This is a genomic window from Stenotrophomonas sp. PS02301 (assembly GCF_029959485.1).
In the GTDB taxonomy this organism is placed as follows: domain Bacteria; phylum Pseudomonadota; class Gammaproteobacteria; order Xanthomonadales; family Xanthomonadaceae; genus Stenotrophomonas; species Stenotrophomonas maltophilia_Z.
In genome coordinates, this window is sequence record NZ_JASCOO010000024.1 from 20,491 (window position 1) to 46,331 (window position 25,841).

The 25,841-nt window shown below is 68.0% G+C and carries 10 protein-coding genes; 7 read left to right on the forward strand and 3 right to left on the reverse strand.

The annotated features are described in order from the left end of the window. Positions 1 to 46 precede the first annotated feature (46 nt). The 5 genes from QMX81_RS08620 (at position 47) to QMX81_RS08640 (ending at position 17,218) form a co-directional block, all read left to right on the forward strand. Positions 47 to 2,194 carry a S46 family peptidase gene (locus QMX81_RS08620; RefSeq protein WP_282260599.1) on the forward strand — a complete coding sequence of 716 codons (2,148 nt, stop codon included), beginning with the start codon at positions 47 to 49 and terminating at the stop codon, positions 2,192 to 2,194. Between the two features lie 150 nt (positions 2,195 to 2,344). Beyond that, positions 2,345 to 3,094 (forward strand): response regulator transcription factor, encoded by a 750-nt coding sequence (locus QMX81_RS08625; RefSeq protein WP_282260601.1) that lies wholly within the window; start codon positions 2,345 to 2,347, stop codon positions 3,092 to 3,094. 195 nt (positions 3,095 to 3,289) lie between these two features. Continuing rightward, positions 3,290 to 12,844, forward strand: coding sequence for an SdrD B-like domain-containing protein (locus QMX81_RS08630; RefSeq protein ID WP_282260603.1), 9,555 nt, complete (start codon positions 3,290 to 3,292; stop codon positions 12,842 to 12,844). Beyond that, positions 12,841 to 16,197 (forward strand): hypothetical protein, encoded by a 3,357-nt coding sequence (locus tag QMX81_RS08635; RefSeq protein WP_282260604.1) that lies wholly within the window; start codon positions 12,841 to 12,843, stop codon positions 16,195 to 16,197. The genes QMX81_RS08630 and QMX81_RS08635 overlap by 4 nt, the downstream gene beginning before the upstream one ends. A 10-nt stretch (positions 16,198 to 16,207) precedes the next feature. Then, entirely contained in the window at positions 16,208 to 17,218 is a 1,011-nt protein-coding gene (locus QMX81_RS08640) for an OmpA family protein (RefSeq protein ID WP_183073730.1), read from the forward strand. A 13-nt stretch (positions 17,219 to 17,231) separates the two neighbouring features. Here the strand turns inward: QMX81_RS08640 and QMX81_RS08645 are convergent, their stop codons facing one another. After that, complete coding sequence (locus tag QMX81_RS08645) at positions 17,232 to 19,166, reverse strand: GGDEF domain-containing protein (protein ID WP_282260608.1); 1,935 nt, start codon at positions 19,164 to 19,166, stop codon at positions 17,232 to 17,234. A 100-nt stretch (positions 19,167 to 19,266) separates the two neighbouring features. Between QMX81_RS08645 and QMX81_RS08650 the strand changes: the two genes are divergently transcribed. Together QMX81_RS08650 and QMX81_RS08655 are read left to right on the forward strand one after the other, a co-directional pair. After that, a complete protein-coding gene (locus QMX81_RS08650) occupies positions 19,267 to 20,622 on the forward strand; it encodes an ATP-binding protein (protein WP_282260610.1) in 1,356 nt (451 codons plus the stop codon). Between the two features lie 60 nt (positions 20,623 to 20,682). Next, the gene (locus tag QMX81_RS08655) at positions 20,683 to 24,132 is read left to right on the forward strand and encodes a PAS domain-containing hybrid sensor histidine kinase/response regulator (protein WP_121040982.1); all 3,450 of its coding nucleotides are present in this window, start codon (positions 20,683 to 20,685) and stop codon (positions 24,130 to 24,132) included. 24 nt (positions 24,133 to 24,156) lie between these two features. Here the strand turns inward: QMX81_RS08655 and QMX81_RS08660 are convergent, their stop codons facing one another. Beyond that, positions 24,157 to 24,735 carry a manganese efflux pump MntP family protein gene (locus QMX81_RS08660; protein WP_282260613.1) on the reverse strand — a complete coding sequence of 193 codons (579 nt, stop codon included), beginning with the start codon at positions 24,733 to 24,735 and terminating at the stop codon, positions 24,157 to 24,159. A 268-nt stretch (positions 24,736 to 25,003) separates the two neighbouring features. Further along, the gene (locus QMX81_RS08665) at positions 25,004 to 25,669 is read right to left on the reverse strand and encodes a response regulator transcription factor (RefSeq protein WP_121040978.1); all 666 of its coding nucleotides are present in this window, start codon (positions 25,667 to 25,669) and stop codon (positions 25,004 to 25,006) included. Positions 25,670 to 25,841 lie beyond the last annotated feature (172 nt).

Below are 25,841 nucleotides of genomic sequence, written 5' to 3' on the forward strand. Positions count from 1 at the left end.
CTCAGTGGCTAAGGTCTCTGGCTGTTCTGACGTACCGGATGTGCCCATGTCTTCACGCAAACCCCTCACCGCCGCGCTGGCGCTTGGCCTGACCCTCGCCGCCGGCGCCCATGCCGACGAAGGCATGTGGATGCCGACCCAGCTGCCGGACCTGGCCAAACCGCTGAAGGCGGCCGGCTTCAAGGGCAACCCGGGCGACCTGGCCAACGTCACCGCGCCGCCGCTGAGTGCGGTCGTGCGTGCCGGTGGTGGCACCGGTTCGTTCGTCTCCGACGACGGCCTGCTGCTGACCAACCACCATGTGGCCATGGGCGTGATCCAGTACAACACCTCGCCCGAGCACAACCTGATCAACGAGGGCTTCATCGCCACCGGCCGCAGCGATGAGCGCGCGGCCAACCCCGATTTCCGCGTGCTGGTCACGGTCGGGTTCGACAAGGTCACCGATGAAGTGCTGCGCGATGCGCGCGGCAAGACCGGGCGAGCGTACTTCGATGCGGTGGACCGCGCCAGCAAGCAGCTGGTGGCTGACTGCGAGAAGGAAGGCAACATCCGCTGCAGCGTGGCGGACATGTACTACGGCACCGATTTCTATCGCATCCGCCAGCTTGAGCTGAGCGATGTGCGCCTGGTCTACGCGCCGCCGCGCGCGATCGGCAATTACGGCGATGAGATCGACAATTTCATGTGGCCGCGCCACACCGGCGATTTCACCCTGCTGCGTGCCTACGTGGGCAAGGACGGCAAGCCCGCGCCGTACAGCGTGGACAACGTGCCGTACCACCCGCCAGCGCACCTGAAGATGGCGATCGACGGCCCGAAGACCGGCGATTACGCCATGCTGGCCGGCTATCCGGGCATCACCTACCGCCATCGCACCGCCGCGGAATTCGCCAGCCAGATCGATGCCGTGCTGCCGCGCCGCGTGGCGGTGTTCCAGCAGATGATCGACACCATCGAAGCGGCCAGTGCAAAGGACGCGCAGGCACGCACCCGCTACGCCTCGCAGCTGCAGTCGCTGAAGAACAACCGCAAGCGCGCCGCCGGTGAGCTGGAAGGCCTGCTGCGCAGCGATGCCAAGGCGCAGCGTGCCGCCGATGAGGCAGCGATGCTGCAGGCCACCGACGCGAAGTACCGGGGCGACATCCAGTCCCTGCTGAGCTCGCTGTCCAGCGGCGCCTCGGTGGGCGAGCGCGATCTGCTGCTGGATCTGCTCGCGGCGCAGAGCCAGCTGCTGCGCTCGGCGCTGACCCTGGAGCGCCTGCGCATCGAATCGGCCAAGCCCGATGCCGAGCGTGACACGGGCTACCAGCAGCGCGATCTGGCCTTGATCGAGGGCGTGCTCAAGCAGGTCCAGCGCCGCTACGATCCGGCCATCGAAAAAGCCCTGCTGACCACGCTGCTGACCCGCTACCAGCAGTTGCCCGACGCGCAGCGCGTGCCCGCGTTCGACGCTGCCTTCGGCCGCACCCCGGCCGCGCTCGCCAAGACCTTGGACACGCTGTACGCCAACACGCACCTGGGCGAGGAAACCGAGCGCCTGTCGCGCTTTGCTGCGGCGAAAGAGGGCAAGGCGCTCGCACGCGATCCTTTGATCGATCTGGCTGGCCCGCTGGTCGCCGCGCAACTGCGCCTGGATGACGAGCGCAAGACCCGCGAAGGCGAGCAGCTGCGTCTGCGCCCGGCGTACATGCAGGCGCTGTTCGCCTGGCGTGCCAAGCAGGGCCGCGCGGTCTACCCGGATGCGAACCGCACGCTGCGCATCAGCTACGGCAAGGTCGAGGCACTGTCGCCGCGTGATGCCGTGCATTTCGACCCGGTGACCACCGTGGCCGGCATCGTCGAGAAAAACACCAACGCTTATCCGTTCGATGCACCCAAGCCGCTGCTGGACGCGATCGCCAAGGGTGATTTCGGTTCCACCGCCGATCCGGTGCTGAAGACCCAGACGGTCAACTTCCTGACCAACCTGGACACCACCGGTGGCAACTCCGGCTCGCCGGTGCTCAACGCCAAGGGCGAGCTGATCGGCCTGAACTTCGACAGCAACTGGGAGTCGGTCAGCGCCAGCTGGTGGTTCGACCCGCGCTTCAAGCGCGCGGTGCACGTGGACATGCGCTACCTGCGCTGGCTGCTGGCCAAGGTTTACCCGGCGCCGGAGCTGCTGAAGGAAATGGGCGTTCCGGCCGAGTAAAGGACAGGGCCGGTCACGATCCACGGCCGTGACCGGCAACAGCCGTTTCCAAGCGTTGGCATCCGTCGATCGGGGTGCGGGCGCTATCGCATTTGGCTCGTTTCCGGGCGGCAGCTAGACTGCAGGCCGGTGAAGGGAGGCAGCGGTCACGTGACGGCAGACCAGGACAACCGCGGCGGCGCGCAGCTGCCAGCGGCACACAAGGAACTGGTCGGTTTGACCGTCTGGGTGGTCGAGGACGACCCGGAACTGCTGGCCCTGATGCTCGATGACCTGCAGTGGCGCGGTGCCGCGGTGCGGGGCCTGGGCAGTGCAGAGGCGCTCTACCGCGCGCTGTTGCATGATCGCTGCGATATCGTCGTGCTCGATGTCGGCCTGCCCGGCGAAGACGGGTATACGGTGGCCAGCCACCTGCGTCAGGCCGCCGATATCGGCATCGTGATGTTGACCGGGCGTGGCAGTCCGCACGACATGGCGCATGGCCTGACCCAGGGGGCCGATGTGTACCTGGTGAAACCGCTGGACCTGGACGTGCTGGCCGCCGGGCTGCTCAGCCTGCGTCGTCGCTTGTCCGCAGGGCGCCCGGCTGTGCAGACCGTCACGGAGGTGCAGCGGGCCTGGCAGCTCTCTGCCGATGGCTGGACGCTGCAGTCGCCCACGCAGCAGACGCTCGCCTTGACCGCCATGGAGCGTGCTGCACTCCAACTGTTGTTCGACGCGGCGGGTGAGCCGATCACCCGCGAGCGGCTGATCGAACGCATCACCGATACCCCTTGGGACTTCGACCCGCATCGGCTGGACGTGCTGGTGCATCGCCTGCGCGCGCGCGTGCGTGCGGCCACCGGCGCGGAACTGCCGATGCGCGCCCTGCGTGGACAGGGTTACCTGCTGACCGCCTGACCCGGCGTTTCCCCGTGTGAGCAAGTGTGAGCCAGCGTGAGCGGGCGGCACTGACTTGCCGATGCTGCACCACCACAATGCGCCCCGCCTGAGCGTGCCAATGGCGACAGTCGTGCACGGTCAGGTCGCATCACGTCACGGGAGCGCAGTGCGTTCCCTCTGAAAGCAGCAGAGACCGGAACAGGGGAACAACGCATGTCCAGCCATAGCGATCGCGCAGCCATCTGCGCGGCGGTGACGCCGTTCGAGCGCGCAGACACATCCGCCCGCCTGGGCTGGTGGCGCGCCACCCTGGCGACCCTGTTGCTGGTCCTGCCGCTGTCTGCCCTGGCGATCGATCTGCAGATCACCGATTTCTCCGATACCGGTTACGACCCGGTACCGGCGGGCACCACGGTGATCTACAACATCAAGGTCGAAAACGGTGCCAACGACACCGCGGCCGGCAGCGTCACGATCATCGACCTGCCGGTCGGCACGGCGTTGGGCAGCCCGGCACCGGCCGGTTGCAGCGCCTCGCCCGGCAGTGCCGGCACGACCCGCGTGGTGTGCACCAACCCCACCTTGACCGCGTCCGGCGCGCCGTACCAGTTCAAGCTGCCGGTCACCACGCTGCAGACCCAGCCGGCCACGATCAGCCTGCATGCAGCGATCGGCTTCGCCGCCGCACTGCCGCCGGCGACCACGCCGATCGTGACGCTGCCGGGCAATGACCCCTTCTTTGCCGGTGACACCAATACCGGCAACAACATCTCCAACCAGACCACGACCATCCAGGCAGCGGCCGATCTGGCGCTGAGCAAGTCCGCCACGCCCGACCCGGTGATCGGTGGCGGCGAAATCACTTACACCCTCACCGTCAAGAACAACGGTCCCAGCACCACCACCGGCTTCCGGGTGGTGGACACGCTGCCACCCAACGTCACGCTGGTCGGTACGCCCAGCGGTGCGGACTGGAGCTTCAGTGCGCAGGACGGCACCTACAACGGCACCCTGGCCGTGGGCGCGAGCGCGAGCTATCAGTTCCGCGGCAAGGTCAACGTCGGCACCGGCAACATCGTCAATGCCGCCGTGGTCAATGCCGGCTCGGTACCCGATGCGGTGCCGGACAACAATGCCGCGCAGGTGACCACCGCGGTCACCGCCGGTGCCGACCTGGCGATGTCCAAGTCGGTCTCGCCGGCCCCGGCGGCAGCCGGTTCGGTGGTGACCTATACCCTGACCGCGCGCAACGATGGCCCGAGTGCGGCCACCGGCGTAGTGGTGACCGACGCGATGCCGGAAGGATTCGTGATCACTGGTGGCGTGGCGCCGGCCGGCTGGACCTGCATCAGCAATGCCGGAGCGAGCGTACGCACCTGCACCTTGGCCGGCAGCTTCGCGCCGGGTGCGCAGGCGATCATCACCATCACCGCGCAGGTGCCCTCGACCGGTACCAACAGCAGTGGGGTGGTCAGCAATACGGCAGAGATCCGTGCGGCCACGCCGGACCCGGTGCCGGGCAACAACAGTGGCACCGTTGGCCTGACCGTCATTCCCGATGGCGCCGACCTGCGCATGAGCAAGTCCAAGGCCCCGCTGCTGGTGCCGGTGTGGAACGGCACCGGCGTGCGCAGCGACAGCATGATGACGTCCACGTTGGGCGTGCAGAACCTGGGGCCGCGCACGGTGACCAGCAATCTGCAGGTGGTCGATACGCTGGCACCCGGCGAGGAGTGGGTGGATGCCAGCGGGCAGCCGATCCTGCCCGGCACCTCGGTGGTCGTGGGGCGGTGGAGCTGCAGCGTCGATCGTGTCTGGGCCGTCGGTCGGGCACAAACGGTGACCTGCACCCTGGCCACCGGCTACCCGGTGGCTGTCAATGCCAACGCGCCCGCACTGGCGCTGCAGACCCTGGCGCGCACCGCCGGGGCGCTGCGCAACGACGCCTGCACCGGTGGCAGCGGCGGCTCGCTCGAGCCGGGTACCGCCGGCGGCATCGATCGCGACCCGAACGACACCAATGACTGCGCCGGTGGCGAGAGCCGTGCCACCGACGACCGTGCCGACCTGTCGATCACCAAGCAGACCAACGCGACGGGCGAGGCCGACAACATCATCCGCAACAGCGACGCCTCGGTGAGCTACACGCTGACCATCCGCAACGGCGGCGCAGCCACGACTGGCGTGGTGGTGAACGATCCGATCCCGGGCTTCGTCAACGGGATCACCACGGTGACTGCGGACGCCACGCCGGCAGGCTGGACCTGCCGCCTGATTGGCAGCGCGTGGGTGTGCGATGCGGGTACCACGGTGCTGGGCCGCAACGAGACCGCGGTCGTAGGCTTTACCGTCAACCGCGGCCTGTTCGACAGTCAGAACCAGCCGGCCGGCACGTGCGGCGGTCAGCCGCTGCTGCCGGGTCGCTTCTGCAATACGGCCGGTGTCCGTATCAATCCGGCCATCCCCGGCGCGCTCGGCGAGATCGACCAGAGCAACAACACCGCCTCGGACTGGGTCCAGATCGATGCGGTGGCCAATGTCGCCACCACCCGCAAGGACATCACCTCGGGTACTCCCGGGCGCGCCGGCGTCAACACGATCTATCGCATCACCTACCAGAACATGGGGCCATCGACGGCACGCGGTGTGGTCTTCAGCGACCTGTTCACGCTGCCTGCCAACGATGCCGGCTTCGTGCTGCTTTCCGCCCTGCGCACCGGTTCGGACGCAGCGGAAAAGGCGTGCAAGGTCACCACGACCGACCCGTCGGTCAGCTCCGCACCGGCGCCCGGCGGCACCTCCTGGTTCAACACCGGTGGCGCACCGGCCACGCTGCGCCTGACCTGCACGCCCAAGGACATGGCCAACAACTCCACGGAAACGATGACGGTGGAGATCCGCCCGAACGTCAACAGTGGCAATACCGGACGCCAGTTCACCAACACCGGTGGCTTCCATTTCGACCTCAATGACGATGGGACGCCGGACCCGTCCAGCGGCACCGATGCCAATGGCCGTACCTACGATTACAACAGCCGCACCGACGACGACACCAAGGACGCCACCTTGCCCTTCGACGCCGGTCGCGTGGATCTGATTGTCAACAAGATCGACCAGAACTTCATCGGCGCGGTGGACCCGCTGGGCTTCGACTCCCGCACCGGGATGGAAACCAACAACTACATCTACTACCAGATCAGCGTGCGCAACGCGGGGCCCTCGCTGGCCACGCATACGATGATCGATGACACCATCAGCCCGCCGCCCGGCGCCAGCGTGAGCCTGGTCGGCAGCAAAACCGGCAACATCGCCGGTCCGCAGGGTGCTCTGGAGCCGGTCGGCTCCCGCTGCTCGGTGGCTGCTGGCAGCACCAATCCCAGCACCGGGCCGCAGACCATTTCCTGCACCATGCCCAGCGCCGGTGTCCCCACGGCCGACCAAGGCGTCATCACCGCCAACCAGACCAGCTATCTGTATCTGGTCTACCAGTACATGACCGCACCGCCGGCGACCGGCGAAACGCTGAAGAACTCGGTCACCGCACGGTCCTCTGAAGCAGAGAGCGACACCAGCAACAACACCGCCACCCAGGAAACCAGCATCCGCACCCGCGCGGACCTGGAAATGAAGAAGTCCAGCGTGGTGCTTGCCCCGAATGCCGACCCCGCCCAGGCCTTGCCGGCGGCGGCGGGCACCGTCAGCCTGCACCAGCCGTTCTGGTTCGTGCTGGACGTGATCAATCACGGCCCCGGGCACAGCCTCTCGCGCGATCGCAGCGGTACCAACCCGCTCAACGGCGATGGCGTGGTCGTCACCGATACCCTGCCCGAAGGGCTGGAAGTGCTCGGCGGCGCGGCTGCGATCACCTGGCAGAAGCGCGGCGCCACTGCGGACCCGGGCGTGCAGACCACCGGCCTCGGCAACTGCCTGCTGGTGGGCCGCACCGTCACCTGCCGCATGGGCGACCTGGCCCTGGACGGGCAGGTGCGCGTGCTGATTCCCGCGCGCTGGACCACGCTTCCGGCCAACGGCAATGGCCTCAATACCGCCAAGGCCACCAGCGACCAGCTCGATCCGGAGCCGGGCAACAACGAGGACACCACCACCCACACCGTGGTGCGTTCCTCGCTGGCCGGCGTGGTATTCCAGGACCGCGACCGCGACGGTGCCAACGGTGGCACGCTGCAGAGTGGTGAGCCGCTGATCTCCGGCGTCACCGTGCACCTCAGTGGTGAAGACGCGTACGGCAATGTTGTTTCGCTGGATGCCACCACCGACGCGCAGGGTGCCTACCGCTTCGAGAACCTGGCCCCGGCCGGTACCGCCGGTTACACCCTGACCCAGAGCCAGCCGACCGCCTACGTCAACGGTCCGGTTGCGCCGCCGTCAACGGGCGCGCAGGCGCCGTCGGCTGGTGGTGTCTTCGCCGCGGTAACGCCGGTCACCAGCGCCGATTCGGTCTACACCACGATCGCGCTGGGCGCGGGCGTGGATGCCGTGCGCTACAACTTCCCCGAAGTGCGTCGCCCGTCGTTGTCCGGGATCGTCTACGTGGACAGCAACTACAGCAATGTGCGCGATGCCGGTGATGCGCCGATCGCCAACGCCACCATCGAGCTGCTCGATGCTTCCGGCACCGTGCTGGACACCCGCACCACCGGCAATGACGGCAGCTACAGCTTCATCGGGCTGGACCCGCTGCAGGTCTATACGCTGCGCGAAGTGCTGCCGGATGGCAGCTATCGCAACCGCCCCAGCGCGATCAATCCCGGCCTGATCGGCGGCGTCGCCTGCACGAGTTGTACGGTGACCACCGGCGCGAGCGGCGATGCGCCCACGACGGACCGCATTGTCGGCATCGATCTGTCCAGTGGCGACGACGGTACCGCGTTCAACTTCGGCGAAGACGCGATCACGTCCATCTCCGGCCACGTCTACCTGGACCGCAACGGCAATGGCGACTTCGACGCCGGTGACGCCGGCGGCCGCGGCTCGCAGCCCAATGGTGGCCTGCTGGACGTCACCATCACCCTGACCGGCGCAGGCCCGGACGGCCTCTATGGCACCGCCGACGATCTGCCGCCGGTCACCGTGCAGACCGATGCACAGGGCCGTTACACCTTCGACAACCTGGTCGTGGGGCAGCACTACCGCATCACTGAAACGCAGCCGCAGGGCTACGCCGATGCGGCCGAGAACCCGAGCAACCAGATCGACATCACCGCGCTGCCGTTGACCGGTTCCAGCGGCAATGACTTCGGTGAGAAGCTCGGCTCGATCGCCGGCTCGGTCTACGAAGATTTCTCCAACGTGGCCGCCGGCAACAACAACGGCCTCCGCGACAGCGGCGAGAACCCGATCGCCAACGTGATCGTGACGCTCACCGGTACCGATGTGCTCGGCAATCCGGTCACCCTGACCGCGACCACCGATGCCGATGGCGCCTACCGCTTCAGCGATCTGCTGCCGGCCCAGGCGGGCACCGGCTACACGCTGACGGAAACCCAGCCGGCCACCTACCTGGACGGCAAGCACACCGCCGGCAACGCCGCCACGCCGGGCAGCACCGCCGTGCCCAACGTGATCTCCGGCATCGCCATCAACCCCGGACAGGACGCTACCGGCTACCTGTTCGGTGAGCTGGCCAACGCCCCGATCAGCGGCACGGTCTACCTGGACCGCAACGATGACGGCGACAACAACGCCGGCGACGTCGGCATCCCCGGCGTGCAGGTGATCATCGTGGGTGCAGGCCCGGACGGTGTGTTCGGCACCGCTGACGACACCACCGAAACGCTGGTGACCAATGCCGATGGCCATTACAGCTATCCCGGCGCCGTGGCCGGCCAGGATTACCGCATCACCGAGACCCAGCCGACCGGCTTGGCCGAGGGTCGCCAAACCCCGGGCAACCTGATCACGATCACCAACCTGCCCGTGACCGGCTCCACGGGCAATGACTTCGGCGAGCGCGCTGCCGCGCTCTCCGGCACCGTCTACCTGGACCGCAACAACAACGGCGTGCAGGACGCCGGCGAACCGGGCCTGCCCAACGTGCAGGTGCAGCTGCCGGGCGGCACCGTGGATGTGCTGGGCCAGCCGGTCGCGGCGGTCGCGACCGATGCCGACGGGCGCTACCGCTTCGACGACCTGCTGGCGGGCACCTATACGGTGACCCAGCAGGCTGCGCAGCCGGTGTTCAACGGTGTCGCCACGATCAATGGCATTACGGCCACCGGGACCATCGACGGCACCGCGGTCGGCACCGCCACCCCGGTGGCGAGCGTACCCAGTGCGATCAGCGCGGTCGTGCTGCCGGCAGGCAAGGCCTCCATCAACAACAATTTCGGTGAAGTGCTGCCGGTGTCGATCTCCGGCACGGTGTTCTTCGACGCCGACAACAATGGTGCGCAGAGCGGCGCCGCCGAAACCGGCATCGAAGGCGTCACCATCGAGCTGATCGGCACCGACGACACCGGCGCCAGCGTCACGCGCAGCGTGCAGACCGACGCCGATGGCCGTTTCGCCTTCGCCGATCTGCGCCCGGGCACGTACACCCTGACCGAACCGCAGCAGCCGACCGGCACCAGCAACGGCATCACCACCGCGGGCACCGTCGACGGTGTCAGCAGTGGCACCGCCACGCCGGTGACCACCGTGCCCAGCCGCATCAGCACGATCGATCTGTCCACTCCGGGCATCGCCTCGGTGGACAACCTGTTCGGTGAGATTCCGCTCAACAGCGGCATCAGCGGCAAGGTCTGGATCGACCGCAACAACGATGGCGTGGTCGACCCCGGCGAAACCGGTCTGGCCAACGTCACCATCACCCTGACCGGCACCGACCTGGTGGGCAATCCGATCACCCGCGACACCGTGACCGATGCCGAGGGCAACTACAGCTTCAGCGACCTGCCGCCGGGCACCTACACGGTCACCGAGCCGGACCAGCCGGCGGGCACCCGTGACGGCCGTACCGTGGCCGGCAGCACCGGTGGCAGCGTGACCGCGCCGGGCAGCACGCCGTCGAAGATCACCGGCGTGGTGCTGGGCGTGAACCAGCAGTCGGTGAACAACAACTTCGGTGAGATCCCGACCGGCAGCATCGCCGGCCGGGTCTACAACGACAGCAACGACAACGGCGTGGTCGACGCAGGTGAGGGCGGCATCGCCAACGTCACCGTGGTGCTGACCGGCACCGATGATCTGGGCCAGGCGGTCTCGATCACGCTTACCACCGATGCCGAAGGCCGCTATCGCTTCGACGAGCTGCGTCCGGGCACCTATACGGTGACCGAGCCGACCCAGCCGCCGCAGACCCTCAACGGCATCAGCAGTGCCGGCGCCGTGGACGGTGTCGTCACCGGCGTGGCCACCGGCCGCGACACGGTGCCCTCGGCGGTCAGCCAGATCGTGTTGCCGCTGGGCGGGGACTCGATCGACAACAATTTCGGTGAGATCGGCGATTCGCCGGACATGCTGGTCACCAAGACCGCGGGCAGCGCACGCTTCACCGTCAACAACATCGCCACGTACACCCTCCGGGTGCGCAATGGCGGGCAGCAGTCGTCGCGCGGCGAATACACCGTGCACGACCGGCTGCCGCAGGGGCTGACCCTGGCGGCGGCGCCGAGCGGGACCGGTTGGGTCTGCACCGGCGCAGTGGGCGACACCCGCTTCGATTGCCGCAGCCAGCAGGTGCTGGCCGCCGGCGCCACCTCGGTGGACACCATCGAGGTGCAGGTGCTGGTCGGTGCTGCCGCCGCGGAAGCGGGTACCGTGAACAATGCGGTGCTGGTCGAAGGCGGTGGCGAGAATGAATTCCGCGCACCGACCCCGGCCGAGCGCGGCGCGTTCGAGGGCGATGTGACCCAACTGCCCGAGTGCGTGGAAACGATCCAGTTCAACGCCTGCCGCGTGCCCAATGCCGTCCAGCTGGCCGCCTCGGTCGGCGGTACGGTGTGGTACGACATCGGCAGCGATGACCAGCTGCTGGACGGCGGCGACAAGCGCCTGCCATCGTGGGTCGTCGAGCTGGTCGACCCGGCCAGCGGCCAGGTGGTGAAGACCACCACGACCGGTGCCGACGGCAGCTACCGCTTCGGCGACGTGGTGCCGGGCGTGACCTGGAACATCCGCTTCCGCGATCCGACCTCCAACATCCTGTGGCCGAATCCGGTCACCCGCGAAACCGTGGCCGGGATCCAGGAAGCCTGCGACGCACCGGCCGCCATCGCGCGCGCCGGGGTCAGCGCCTGCCGGATCAACGAGAACGGCGTCAGCCAGCTGGAAGTCGTGCTCCGCCCGGGCCAGCACCTGCCGCAGCAGAGCCTGCCAGTGGATCCGTCGGGCGTGGTCTACGACGCCACCACCCGCGACCCGGTGCCGGGCTCGATCGTGACCCTGGCGCCGGTCGGCCTGTGTGCCGGCTACGACCCGCGCACCTCGGTGCTCAATGCCGGCAGCGGCGGCTATCGCCTGGAAGGCAGCGCGATCTCGATGACGGTGGGCAGCGAGGGCTTCTACCAGTTCGCCTTCGGCCCGGCCGCGCCGGCCCGCTGCGAATTCCAGCTCACCGTGACGCCGCCGGGCAGCTATCAGTTCGTCTCGTCGCTGATCCCACCGCAGGGCGGCTCGCTGTCGCCGGCCGGCAGCGCCGGTGCCAACCACTTGGTGCAGCCGAATCGTCTGGCACCGACCGGTGCGGTCGGCATGGCGACGCAGTACTACCTCGGCCTGTTCGCCGGCTCGGACACCGCGGCCATCATCAACAACCACCTGCCGCTGGACACCGCGGTAGCGACCGGCCTGGCGATCAGCAAGAACGGTGACCGCCAGACCGCGGAGATCGGCGACACCGTGCAGTACACGATCACCATCCGCCAGACCGCAGGCAGCGCGCTGCGCACGGTCAACGTGATCGATCGCCTGCCGCGCGGCTTCACCTACATCGACGGCACCGCGCGTGCCGATGGCCGCGCCGTCACCGATCCGTCCGGCAAGCCGGGCCCGCTGCTGGGCTTTGATGTCGGCCCGATCACGGTCGGTGGCCAGATCGTGCTGACCTACCGCGTGCGGGTCGGCGTGGGCGCGCAGCAGGGCGATGGCATCAACCGCGCACAGGCGTTCGGCTGTGCCTTCAGTGGCGGCTGCATCGACACCGGCAGCCTCACGCCGCTGCCGGGTGCACTGCCGTCCAACCGTGCCGAGTACCGCGTGCGCGTCACCGGCGGTGTATTCACCGACCAGGCCTGCGTGCTCGGCAAGGTGTTCGTGGACTGCAACAACAACCACGTGCAGGACCGCGAAGAACTGGGCATCCCCGGCGTGCGGCTGTACTTCTCCGACGGCACCTGGGTGATCAGCGATTCGGAGGGCAAGTACAGCTACTGCGGCCTGCCGCCGCAGAGCCACACGCTGAAGGTGGATGCCAGCACGTTGCCGCTCGGCGCGCGCCTGACCACCAGCAGCAACCGCAACCTGGGCGATGCCGACAGCCTGTTCCTGGACCTCAAGAACGGTGAGCTGCACCGTGCTGACTTCATCGAAGGCAGCTGTGCCAACCCGGTGCTGGAGCAGGTCAAGGCCCGCCGTACCCAGGGTGAGGTGCGTGCGCCGGAGACCGAGACCGGGCAGCCGCCGCTGCGTTTCGACAGCAAACCCGCGCGGGCGCCGCAACAGGCGACCGACTCGGCCAACCAGAGACCGATCGTGCAACCCAGAGCCCATCCGCCCGCTGCCGGCGCTTCGACGGAGGGCCAGCCATGAGCCGCGTCGCGACGTTGTCCCGCCTGCCGCGCCTGAGCCTGCTCGCCTGCGCCCTGGCTGCCGTGCCGGCCATGGCGCAGAGCGTCGGCAGCCCCGGCCGCTTCACGCCGGTGCTGGGCGATGCCAGCACCTTGTACCCGCGCAGCCCGGCCAGTACCGATGCTGCCCCGCGCGCGCTGGACAGCGCGGTGCCGGGCACGCTCGACCGGATCCTGGTCGAGTTGGACCGTGATGGCGTACCGGCCGATGGCCAGAGCGCCGTGCATGTGCGTGTGCAGCTGCTGGACGCCGCCGGCCGCGCGCTGGCCGGCACCACCTATGCCACGATCGAGACCAGTGGTGGCCGCATCCGCCTGCCCGGCTCGCGCACCGATGAACTCGGTCCGGGCGCGCTGGACGCCGACAAGGTCACTCCGGGCATCCAGCTGCAGGTGGTCGATGGCGTGGCCGAATTCGACCTGCTTGCCCCGCATGAGCCGCAGGACGTGGTGCTGCGCATCACTGCCGGCGCCGAGACGGCGCAGGGCACGATCGGGTTCCTGCCGGAAATGCGTGAGCTGCTGGCCACCGGTCTGATCGAAGGCGTGGTCAACTTCCGCCGGCGCAGCAACGCCGGCCTGATCTCGCCGGTAGAGCATCACGATGCCTTCGACCGTGACATCCGCCGCTGGGAACGCCAGTTCAACAACGGCAAGGCCAACGCCGCCGCGCGCACCGCGTTCTTCGTCAAGGGCCGGATCAAGGGCGAGTACCTGCTCACCGCCGCCTACGACTCGGACAAGGACACCCGTGGTCGCCTGCTGCGCGATATCCAGCCTGAAGAGTTCTACCCGGTCTACGGGGATTCCTCGCTGCGCGGCTTCGATGCGCGTTCGGCCGAGCGTCTTTACGTGCGCATCGACAACCAGCGCAGCTACCTGCTGTACGGCGACTTCCAGACCGGCGATACGCTGGCCACCGCAACCGGTATCGGCGGCAGTGGTGCGATCCCGCAGCGCAGCCTGGGCACCTACAACCGCACCGCTACCGGCCTGGGCTGGCATTTCGAAAGCGAGCGCGTGCGCAGCAACGTGTTTGCGATGCAGGATTCGCTGCGCCAGGTGATCGAGGAGTTCCGCAGCCAGGGCAGTGGCCCGTATGCGCTGCGCAACAACGCCGTGCTGGAAGGCAGCGAGCGGGTGGAGGTGATCGTGCGCGATCGCAACCAGCCCACCCGCATCACCTCGGTGCGCTCGCTCGCGCGGTTGGTCGATTACAGCTTCGAACCGTTCTCCGGCCGCATCCTGCTCAATCAGTTCCTGCCGGCCTTCGACAGCGATCTCAATCCGGTGTCGCTGCGCATCACCTATGAGCTGGACCAGGGCACCGAGAAGTTCTGGGTGGTCGGCGCCGATGCGCAGGTCAAACTCACCGAGCAGCTCGAGGTCGGCGCGGCGGCGGTCGATGACCGCAATCCCTATGCCGCGTTCAAGATGGGCAGCGCGAACGCGAGCTACCGGTTCGGCGCCAACACGCTGCTGGTGGCCGAGTTCGCGCGCACCCGCAGCGAGGTCAACACCAACTCGATCAACCAGATCGCCTCGCAGGGCCTGAAGGACATCACCGGGGAGGTCGAGGGCGATGCCTGGCGGGTGGAGTTCGCGCACAGCGCCGACAAGCTCGACGCCCGCGTATTCGCCGCACGTACCGATCCGGCCTTCAACAACCCGGCGGCGCCGCTGTACGGTGGCCGTGGCGAGTACAACGCGCGGTTGGCATACCGGGTGGGCCCGCGGCTGGAACTGTATGTGGAAGGCCTGCGCAGCGAGGACCGCAACCCCGATGGCGGCAAGCGCGATGCCGGCGGTGCCGGTGTACGCATCGGTGCTACCGAACGGCTGACCGTGGACCTGGGCGTGCGCAGCATCCGCGAGACCATCGGCGTGACCTCGCCGTGGTCGTCCGGGGTGCCGTTCGGCAATGCTGGCGGTCTCACCGGTGGGTTTGCGACCGGATCCGGTGGCGGCGCACTGGGCTACGGCCAGCAGGCGCTGGATCCGCTGACCGGCCTGATGGTCATCAACGGCAGCAGCAGTGGCAGCCCGATCACCAGCGACCTGCCGGTCGGCACCGAGCTGGAATCGGACAGTGCCCGGTTCGGCCTGGGCTACCGCCTGAGCGATCGCCTCAGCGCGGGTGCGGAAGTGGAGCACAGCGTCAGCGGCGAGGACCGCAAGCGGCTGGCGGCCGGCCTGGATTACCAGGTGTTCGAACGCAGCCGCGTGTATGGCCGGTATGAGAAGCAGACCGGCCTGACCAGCGCCTACGGCATCACCACCACCGACCGTGAAGCCGATGCGCTGGTGTTCGGTATCGACAGCAGCTACCTGCGCGATACCCAGACCTTCAGCGAGTACCGCCTGCGTGACTCGATCAGCGGCCGCGATGTGCAGGCCGCCTCGGGTATCCGCAACAACTGGGACATCCGCGAAGGCCTGCGCCTGGCCAGCTCGGCCGAGCACGTCAAGGTGATCGACGGCAGCACCGGGGACAGCACCGGCCTGGCACTGGCGCTGGATTACAGCGCCAACCCGCTGTGGCGCGGGGCGATCCGTGCCGAGCACCGCATCTCCGAAGACGTGCCCGATACCGAGGCCAACGAGGCGTTCAACACCACGCTGCTGCAGTTCATGCTCGCCCGCAAGCTCAGCCGTGACTGGACACTGCTGGCGCGCAACTATCTGCTCAGCACCCGCTACGAGGCCCGCGGCGATGTGCTGCAGGATCGTTTCCAGCTCGGCGTGGCCTACCGCGATACCGACCGCAACCGGATCAACGCGCTGGCCCGCTACGAGTACAAGCTGGAGCGCGATGAAAGCGGCCTGACCCTGTCCGACGGCAACACCATTGATGGCAGCAGCCAGGACGTACGCACCCGCGCGCATATCGTCTCGGCGCATGCCGACTGGCACCCGTCGCGACCGTGGTGGTTCACCGGCCGCGTGGCCGGCAAGTGGCAACAGGACCAGTTCGCCTACACCGATAGTGCACGGGTCAACAGCCGCTTCCGCGCGATGCTGTTCTCCGGCCGCGTGGTGTACGACATCACCGAGAACTGGGATATCGGCGTGCTGGGCTCCACCTTCCGTGGGCAGAGCGGTGCCAACCAGTACGCCTACGGCATGGAGGTCGGCCGCCTGCTGCGGCAGAACCTGTGGCTGTCGGCCGGCTACAACTGGAGCGGCTTCGCCGGCGATCGTGACCTGAACGGTTACGAGTACACCCAGCAGGGCGTGTTCCTGCGCCTGCGCTTCAAGTTCGATGAAGACCTTTTCCGGCCGGACCCCGTCCGCTACCGCGACCCGGCACGCTGAGGATGCCCTGATGACGACCCTTTCCCCGATTGACCGTATTGCTCCGTCGCTGCTTGCCGCGGCCCTTCTGGCTGCCGTGGCCGGTCCCGCCGGCGCGCAGCAGGCGCAGTTGGTGCCGCAGCAGCAGCGCATCACCGATGAGGCGATCCATGCCGACCATGGCACCTATGAGGCCACCCAGGGCCGCATCCAAGCGCTCAATGACGGTGGGCGGCCGATCCGCGACTACCACCTGTCCAAGGCGCAGTGCTGGCTGGACGTGTCCTTCCACGAGTACAGCCGCAACGATCGCAGTGCGTTCCCGCAGCAGGCGCTGACCGAATCGGAGAAGCTGATCATCGGCATGGAGCAGGGCGTCTCGCCGCTGCCCACCGATACGCCGCTGGTGAACAACGCCAAGTACCTGCGCGATGACCTGTGGCAGCGCCTGCGGGTACTGCACGGTGCGCCGGGCTTCGTGTGCGCGCAGCAGCAGGTCGCCTGTGGTGAGGTCGAGCTGGTGCATGCCGGCAATGAGTTCAACCAGCAGCAGTGGCGCCATTCCAAGCCGTATATCCAGATCGCCGAGGAACTGGTCAATGACGCCGAGGCGCTGGCCCGCCAGTGCGACGTCGCCCCGGCCATCGTCGCTGCGCCGGGGCCATTGGTGGCCAATGTGCTGTTCGAGTTCGACCGTGATGCGTACCGCGACATCCGCACCTACTCGCTGGAAAGCGTGGACCGCGCGCTGGCCAGCATCGCCGATGAGTCACTGCAGCTGGACGGTGTGACCCTGGTGGGTCATGCCGACCGCATGCAGGGGCGTGGCTTCGATGCCAACCAGGCGTTGTCCGAGCGGCGTGCCCGTACGGTGCGCGAGCTGCTGATCGGGCGGGGTATCGATCCGGACCGCATCCGCTATGAGTACAAGGGCGATACCCAGCAGGTGCAGCAATGCGATGGCGTGCGCCCGCGGGCCGCGCTGCTGGAATGCCTGTTGCCGAACCGGCGGGTGGAGGTGCGGTTCGAGGTGACGCGCTGATCCGCCTGCGCGATCAGCGCTGTCCGCGGCCGGTCTGCACGTCCTGATCCACTGCGGGACGTGCAGGCTCCTGGCGTGGCGGAAGCCAGGCCATCGGCCGGCTTCCGGCCAATGACACCCAGCCGCAGGCCATCGCCCGTGCGGGGTCGTGCAGCAGGCTGTACAGATCCACATCACGGCCAGCTTCTTCGCCCCAGAGCATGGCCCAGGCATTGTGGCCACTGCGGCGGGCACTCTGCAGCGCTCGATCGGCTGCGCGCAGGCTGTCCTCCAGCGTAGCCGGTGCAGTGGGGAACAGCGGCAGGGGGGCCACCCCGAGAGTGGCGGTGAGCGTCAGGTGCTGGCCCGGGCCGATATCCACCACCAGCCGTTCGATCGCCGCGCGCAGGCGATTGGCCAGCGCCTGGGCCGCTGCGGCGGCGGTATCGTGACGGACCACGAGGAAGGTGCCGCCCGCCCAGCGGGCGATCCGATCATGGCGGTCGCTGTGCTGGCGCAGGCATCGGGTCACCGCACGCAGCACGGCATCCCCCGCTGCCTGGCCATGCTGCTCGTTCAGCGCCTTGAACGCGTCCAGTTCCAGCAGCATCACCACGCTGCGCTGCCCGCCTCCGGCCTTGGCCAACTCCAGGCTCAGCAGCCGCTCGGCCTCACGGCGGTTGACTGTACCGGTCACCCAGTCGGTACTGCTCAGCAGCGCCAATCGCTGCCGCTGCCGCCGCATGCGCAACAGGAGCACCGTGGCGACCGTGACGACCACCAGCAGGGCGATCAGCGCGCCGTTGCGAAGCACACGGACGCGGTCCAGATCCTGCACCGCATTCACCTCGGCCGGATCGATGCTGCGCTCGGCAGTGGCCTGCAGCTTGGCCAACTGGTTGAGGATGTCACCCTTGCTGCGCGCGCTGTCGATCGCCCGTGCCTGGCGCGCGTAGCCCAGGGCCTGTTCGCGGTGGCCCAGCAGGATATGGATGTCGCCCAGCAGGTCCAAGCCCCCGCGGATCTCATCGTTGAACTGACCGCGTTCGGCCTGCATCTGGGCCTGCTCGGCCAGCGGACGTGCGGCTTCGGCACCGTGCTGGTCGATGGTCAGCCGGGCAAGCCGCTGCAGTGTCACGATGTGGCCCTGGGGATCTTGCCTTGCCTGCCAGCTGAGCACGCTGCGGAACCGGGCCTCGGCGTCGGCCAACTGGCCGCGCAGACGCTGGACTTCAGCGCGATGGCTGGCGATGCGGTACAGGAACAACTCCTGCCCGCCCAGCCGCGTGCCGATCGCCTCGGCCCGGCTGAAGGCCGTGTTGGCTTCCTCATGCCGCTGCATCCGCAGCAGTGCGTAGCCATAGTTGTAATACAGGATGAGATCGCCCGGGTTGGGCGGCCGGCGCATGTGCTGGCTGAGTACCGTGGCTTTCTGCAGATACGTCAGCGCCCCCTGTGCATCACCCATTGCATCGCCGCGGATCATGGCGATCTGCATCAGCGCGGCGATCTGGCCCTGCACGTCACGCTCGCGCACCGCGTCTTCAAGGAAGGTGTTGGTCAGCGTCAGGGCCTGGCTGTGCTCGCCACGCCAGAGCAGCAGGTGTGCGGCCATGGAGTGCGCCCGCAGCCTGTCTTCCTTGCCCGCATCGGCGCGCGCAGCGGCGGCCTGCAGCCTGTCAGGCAGATCGAGGGTCTGGCCCAGCTGGCCCTGCGAGCGCAGCGCGATGCCCAGGCAGCCCAGCGCACCGATCTCGATCGAGGCGGGCAGCGAGGGGGTGGCCAGCAGGCTGCGCGCCATGCTCAGCGACAGGCGTGGCTCACTGGTCAACAAGGCGTGACACTGTTCGACCTGCGCGGTCAGCGGCACCGTGTCGGCGGAACGCTGCGCCATCGCAGCGGACGGGGCCAATGCGAACAGGCAGACAAGCGCGGACAGTCCGCGACGGACCAGCGACAACGTACGCATAGGAGCAACGACTTCCCGGTCGAGTGCAGGCAGGCGGCAACGCATTTGGATGACCCCTCGGGGCCGGCTGCTGTCGCTTTCGGCCTGTATTCTGCCACACATGCCCATTCCGCCTCCCTCTCCCCGCGACGTGCCCGTCGCCGGCGTATCCCCCTCGCTGGGGCGCCGTACCGATGCCATGCTGCGCGGGCTGCTGCACATGGTGGGTCTGTTCCACCTGTGCATGGCTGTCTGGATAGCGCTGCGCATGGGCATCGGCCTGGATGTGATGGTGCCGTTGATCGCCGGCCTTCACGCCTTGCTGTGCCTGGTTTGCCTGCTGGAGCACCACGCAGGTCGCACGCTGCGGGCAGCCGCTGTGTTCGTGATCGGCGAGTTGCTGCTGGCGACCCTGGCCTACACGTACTGGGGGCTGGCGGCACAATCGCGGCTGCAGCTGGTGGTGATACTGCCGGTGCTGCTGGTCTCCGCCGTACTGGGGCGGCGGCCACTGGGGTGGGCCACCGCCTGGTTGAGCGGGTTGATGGTGGCGGGGGCGTGGGTGGATGCCTCCAGCCTGATGTTCCGTCCGGACCGTGTCCTGCTTGCGGTGAACGATCTGGCGATAGCTGTGTTCGGAACGTGGCTGGGAGCCTGGCTGTTGCACCACAGCGTGACCGGGCTGCGCGAGAGCCTGCAGGTGGCACGGCAGCGCAGCGCCGAGCTGGCCGGCAAGCGCGATGAACTGCAGTTGGAGATCCAGGAGAAAGAGCGCTCGCGCGAGCAGTTGGTGCACGCGATGAAGATGGAGAACGTCGGGCGCCTGGCCAGTGGCATCGCGCATGACTTCAATCACGTGCTGGCGCTGATCCAGGGATATCTCGCCAAGGCCCGCCGCAGTACCGGTGAGGAGGCGCTGCAGGAGGCCCTGCAAGGCGCACAGTCGGCGACCCGCCGTGCCGCCACCGTCAGCCGGCGGCTGCTGGATTTCAGCCGGCTGGACCCGGGGCGCCCCCAGCTGCTGGATGCGGCCGGCACGGTCATGGCCATGGAGCCGATGCTCCAGCAGGTGTTCGGCGACCGCGTGCAGTGCCGCGTCGCCACCGACGGCGCCACCGGCCAGATCCACTTCGATCCGGCGCAGCTGGAGTCCATCCTGCTCAGCCTGGCGGTGAATGCCGAGCAGGCCATGCCCGATGGCGGCCGGTTCGATCTGACCCTGATCGACCTGCCCGCCAGTGGTGAGTTGTTGATCCGGGTCAGCGATACCGGCCAGGGCATGAATGCGGAGGTCCGCGCCCACTGCCTGGAACCGTTCTTCACCACCAAGCCGATGGGTGAGGGCACCGGGCTCGGGTTGGCGGTGACCGCCAGCCTGGTCCGCGCGGCGGGCGGCGAGGTCGAGGTGGACAGTAAACCCGGGGCAGGGACCCGGATCGGGATCCGGCTTCCCGCCCGCCAGCGGGCCACGGCATGAGCACCACGACGGGCGTGGCCCAGCCGCTACACTGCGGGCTGCGCTCGCGGAAACAACCCTGTGGTTTCTAGCTGGATCCTGCTGCTGGTCTCGGTGGCCTACGCCGCGCTGCTGTTCGGCGTGGCGTGGTGGGGCGACCGTCGCCCGATGTACCCGGATCGCCCGTGGCTGCGCCCGGTGGTCTACAGCCTGGCGCTGGCGGTGTACTGCTCCTCATGGACGTTCTACGGTGCGGTCGGCACGGCGGTGCGCAATGGCATCGGCTACCTGCCGATCTACCTGGGGCCCCTGCTGCTGTGGGTATTCGGCTGGCGGATCATCGAGCGCCTGGCGCTGATCGCACGCAGCCAGAACGTGGTCTCCATCGCCGATTTCATCTCCTCGCGGTTCGGCCGCTCGCGCCGCCTGGCCGCACTGGTGGCGGTGATCGCGCTGATCGGCATCGTGCCGTACCTGGCCCTGCAGTACAAAGCCGTCGCGATGAGCCTGCAGGTGCTGACCGGCAACGTGGGCCCGACCGGCTTCTTCACGGATCCCGCGCTGTACGTGGCGTTGCTGATGGCGCTGTTCGCCACGCTGTTCGGTACCCGCCAGGTGGATGCCACCGAGCACCACCACGGCATGATGCTGGCGATCGCGCTGGAATCGATGATCAAGCTGATCGCGATGGTCGCGCTGGGCCTGTTCGCCTACCTGTGGCTCAACGACCGCACCGATGCGGTGATCGAGTCGGCGCATACGCTGTTCACCGGCCTGCCACCGGTCGGCTTCATTTCCCAGACGCTGCTGAGTTTCCTGGCCATCATCTGCCTGCCGCGCCAGTTCCATGTGGCGGTGGTCGAATGTGGTGACGTGCGCGACATCCGCCGCGCGCGCTGGATGTTCGGTGCGTACCTGGTGATCATCTCAGCGATGGTGATTCCGATCGCCACCGCCGGCGTCACCCTGTTCGGCACCGGTGGCAGCGTCGCCGACGACAGCATGGTGCTGGCCCTGCCGCTGGCCGAGGGCCGCAAGTTCCTGGCGCTGGTCGCCTATGTCGGCGGCTTCTCGGCGGCGACCGGCATGGTGATCGTGGCCTCCATCGCCCTGGCCACCATGGTCAGCAACGATCTGGTGATGCCGGTCCTGCTGCGCCGCAGTGGCGATCATCAAGAAGCGGCGGATGTCGCTTCGCGCGTGTTGTGGATCCGCCGCACCGCCATCCTGCTGCTGGCGCTGGTGGCCTACAGCTATTACCGCGGCAGCAGCAACGACAGTACCCTGGCCTCCTACGGCCTGATGGCCTTCGCCGCGGTCGCGCAGTTCGCCCCGGGGCTGATCGGCGGGCTGTACTGGCGCGGTGCCAGCCGCCGCGGCGTGGAAGTGGGCATGCTGCTCGGCTTCGGCACCTGGGTATACACGCTGCTGTTGCCGGCGCTGACCCAGGCCGGCTGGATGTCGTCGGCGTGGCTGGTGCAGGGCCCGTTCGGGATCGGCTGGCTGCAGCCGCAGCACCTGTTCGGCATGAGCGGCTGGGATCCGTTGACCCACGGCACGTTCTGGTCGCTGCTGGTCAATGTCGCGGCGATGGTGCTGGTCTCGGTGCGCTGGCGCCCGGGCGTGGATGAACGGCTGCGTGCGGCGCCGTTCCTGGACCCCTACGCGCAGCGCCCGTCCGTGGCCGGTGCGTGGCCGGGCAACGTGCATGTCGGTGATCTGCTGGCGCTGGCCTCGCGCGTGGTGGGCGACCGCCACGCCCGTCGATCGTTCTTCGAGCAGGCGCAGGCCATGGACCGCGAGCTGCAGGCCTCCGCGCCGGCGGACCGTGCCTGGGTGCAGTTCACCGAGCGGCTGCTGGCGGCCTCGATCGGCGCGGCGTCGGCCCGCCTGCTGCTGACCAGTCTGCTGCGCGGTTCGGGCATGGACCTGGGCGAGGTGGTGGCGGTGCTCGACGAGGCAGGGCAGGAACTGCGCTTCAACCGCGAGATTCTCTCCACCACCCTGGAGAACATCAGCGCGGGGGTCAGCGTGGTCGATCCGGACATGCGCCTGACCGCCTGGAACCGCCGCTACCAGCAGATGTTCGGGTACCCCGACGGGATGCTCTACGTGGGCCGGCCGGTCGCCGACCTGATCCGCTACAACGCCGAGCGCGGTGAGCTCGGCGAGGGCGACATCGAGCTGCAGATCAACCGCCGCATCGGCTACATGCGCGCCGGCTCGCCGCACATCTTCGAGCGCACCCGCAGCGACGGCAAGGTGATCGAGATGCGCGGGCAGGCGCTGCCCGGCGGTGGCTACGTCACCAGTTACAACGACATCACCGACTACAAGCACGCCGAGCGCGCGCTGCTGGAAGCCAACGAAACGCTGGAACAGCGCGTGGCCGAGCGTTCGCATGAAGCCGAGGTGGCCCAGCAGTCCAAGACGCGCTTCCTGGCCGCGATCAGCCACGACGTGCTGCAGCCGCTCAATGCTGCCCGCCTGTTCGCTTCAGCGCTGCGTGAGAGTCACCACAACAACGAAGAGCAACGGCATCTGGCCGAGCGCGTGGATGCCTCGTTGCGTGCGGCCGAGGAACTGCTGGATGGCCTGCTGGATGTCTCCCGTCTCGATGCCGGTGGCCTGCATCCGGTGATCGGTGACTTCGACGTCAGCCTGCTGATGCGCGAGCTGGCGGCGCAGTACTCGCCCGTCGCGGCCGGCCGTGGGTTGCGCATGGATCTGTTCGCGCGGCCGGCCTGGGTACGCAGCGATCGCCGCCTGCTGCGCCGCGTGCTGCAGAACTTCCTGGCCAATGCGCTGCGCTACACGCGCCAGGGCCGCATCGTGCTGGCCGTGCGCCATCGCGGGCCGGAAGTGGAACTGCAGGTATGGGATACCGGCCCGGGCATTCCCGAACACCACATGCAGCAGATCTTCGATGAGTTCCATCGCTACCAGCAGCCGTTCGACTGGGGCGAGCAGGGCCTGGGGCTGGGCCTGTCGATCTGCCAGCGTATCTCGCGCCTGCTCGATCACCGCCTCAACGCCCGCAGCCGGGTCGGCAGTGGCAGCATGTTCTCGATCCTGCTGCCCCTCGTGGCGGCGCCGGCGTTGCCAACCGCAGAAGCACCGCCGGCACCGAGCCCGGTCACCCGCGCCGATTCCCTGGCGGGCATGCGCGTGCTGTGCGTGGACAACGACCAGGAGATCCTGGATGGCATGCGGGCGTTGCTGGGGCGTTGGCAGGTGCAGGTGATCACCGCCAGCACCGTCGACCAGGCACTGGAGAAAGTGGTTGAACGGCCGGATGTGATGCTGGTGGATTACCACCTGCATGACCGCCTGGATGGGCTGGACACGCTGGTGGCCCTGGGCCAGAAGGCCGGGCGCGCGATCCCCGGTGCGCTGCTGACCGCCGACGGCCGCGATGAGCTCAAGCGGATGGCGCGTGACCGCGGTTACCGGTTGCTGACCAAGCCGATCAAGCCGGCCTCGCTGCGCGCGTTCCTGGCCGCCTTCCACGACACCCGCGGCGATCTCTAGCCGCGGGGCGGGCGTGACTGCCGATCAGGCCACGGCGCCGCTGAGGTGTTCGTACAGGATGGTGGAGCCGATGATGATCAGGATTACGCCGCCGACGATCTCCGCGCGCTTGCCGACCATCCCGCCCAATACGCGGCCGAGCATGATGCCGCAGGTCACCATGGTGAGCGTGCACAGGCCGATGACCAGCGCCATCACGCCGATATGCACGTCGAGGAAGGCCAGGCCGATGCCGACCGCCATTGCATCGATGCTGGTGGCGAAACCGGTCACCGCCAGGCGCCAGAAGCCGTGGTGTTTGCTGGTGTCTTCTTCCTCGGCGCCCTCGTCGGGGCGCAGGCCATTGATGATCATGTGCACGCCCAGCGCACCGAGCAGGCCGAACGCGATCCAGTGATCGAAGGCCTCCACATACTCCAGTGCAGCGCGGCCGAGCAGCCAGCCGATCACCGGCGTGATGCCTTCGATGACACCGATAATCAGGCCGGCGCGCAAGGCGTCGGAAAAGCGCGGTTTGCGCATGGCCGCGCCTTTGCCGATCGCCGCGGCGAAGGCATCGGTGGACATGGCAAAGCCGATCAGCAGGATCGAAATGGGGGACATTGGGGTACGCGACAGGTCGGGCGAGAGCGAGCAACGGACCGCGGACGCGCCCAACCTGTCGTTGCGCACGCGGACCGCTGGTCTCGCCAACCAAGATGGTTGCCCGCACCACGGCGCACTGGCCGAGTATGTTGATACGGGCGATTCCTTCAGCAGGAATCCGGCTACTCCCCAAGGGGACGCGAAGCTTAGCACCGGGCCTGCGGCGTGGAGCGTTTGCGGCGAATTGCGCAGGTAGCGCTGGAATTCATAGCTCCGGCTATAACGCCTACTCTTCTTCGGGCGGCAGCACGATCTGTTCGTCATCGATGGCCAGCTTGCCGGCCATCAGCACCGCCTGGGTGCGGTTGGTGACACCGAGCTTGCGCAGGATCGCGGTGACGTGGGCTTTGATCGTTGCTTCGGACACGTTGAGGTCGTAGGCGATCTGCTTGTTGAGGCGGCCGGCGCCGAGCATCTGCAGCACCCGGAACTGCTGTGGAGTCAGCTCGCGCAGGCGCTGGCCGATCTCGCGTTCCTCGCGCCCGGTCTGGGGCACGTTGTGCGCTTCCGGCGGTGCCCAGGTCTCGCCATCCAGGATGGTGCCCAGCGCATGGCCGATCGTGTCCGAATCGGCGGATTTGGGGATGAAGCCGAAGGCGCCATGGTCGAGCGCACGGCGCATCACGGTCGGCTCCTCGCGGGCGGACACCACCACCACCGGCAGCTGCGGGTGCAGGGCGCGCATATGCACGAGCGCGTTGAAGCCCTGTGCGCCGGGCATGTTGAGGTCCATCAGGACCAGGTCGGCGTCGGTGTGCTGGTCGGCCAGCTGGTACAGCGCTTCCACGCTGTCCGCTTCGTACAGCTGCACGCCGGGGATGACGCGTTGCACGGCACCGCGAAGGGCTTCGCGGAACAGCGGATGGTCATCGGCAATCAGGAGGGTCGTCATGGTGGGGGCCACGTTGCGGAGGAATGCAGCGACGCAACGAAAAAGTGTATCGAGACGACAGCCCCCTGAGTCAGGGGGCGGCCGCGCAGCGGCGGGGGTGTGGGTGATGGTGAGAAGGGGCCCACGGTCCGCGTGCGGACCGTGGGGGCGACAGCCCGCATGCGATTGGGCG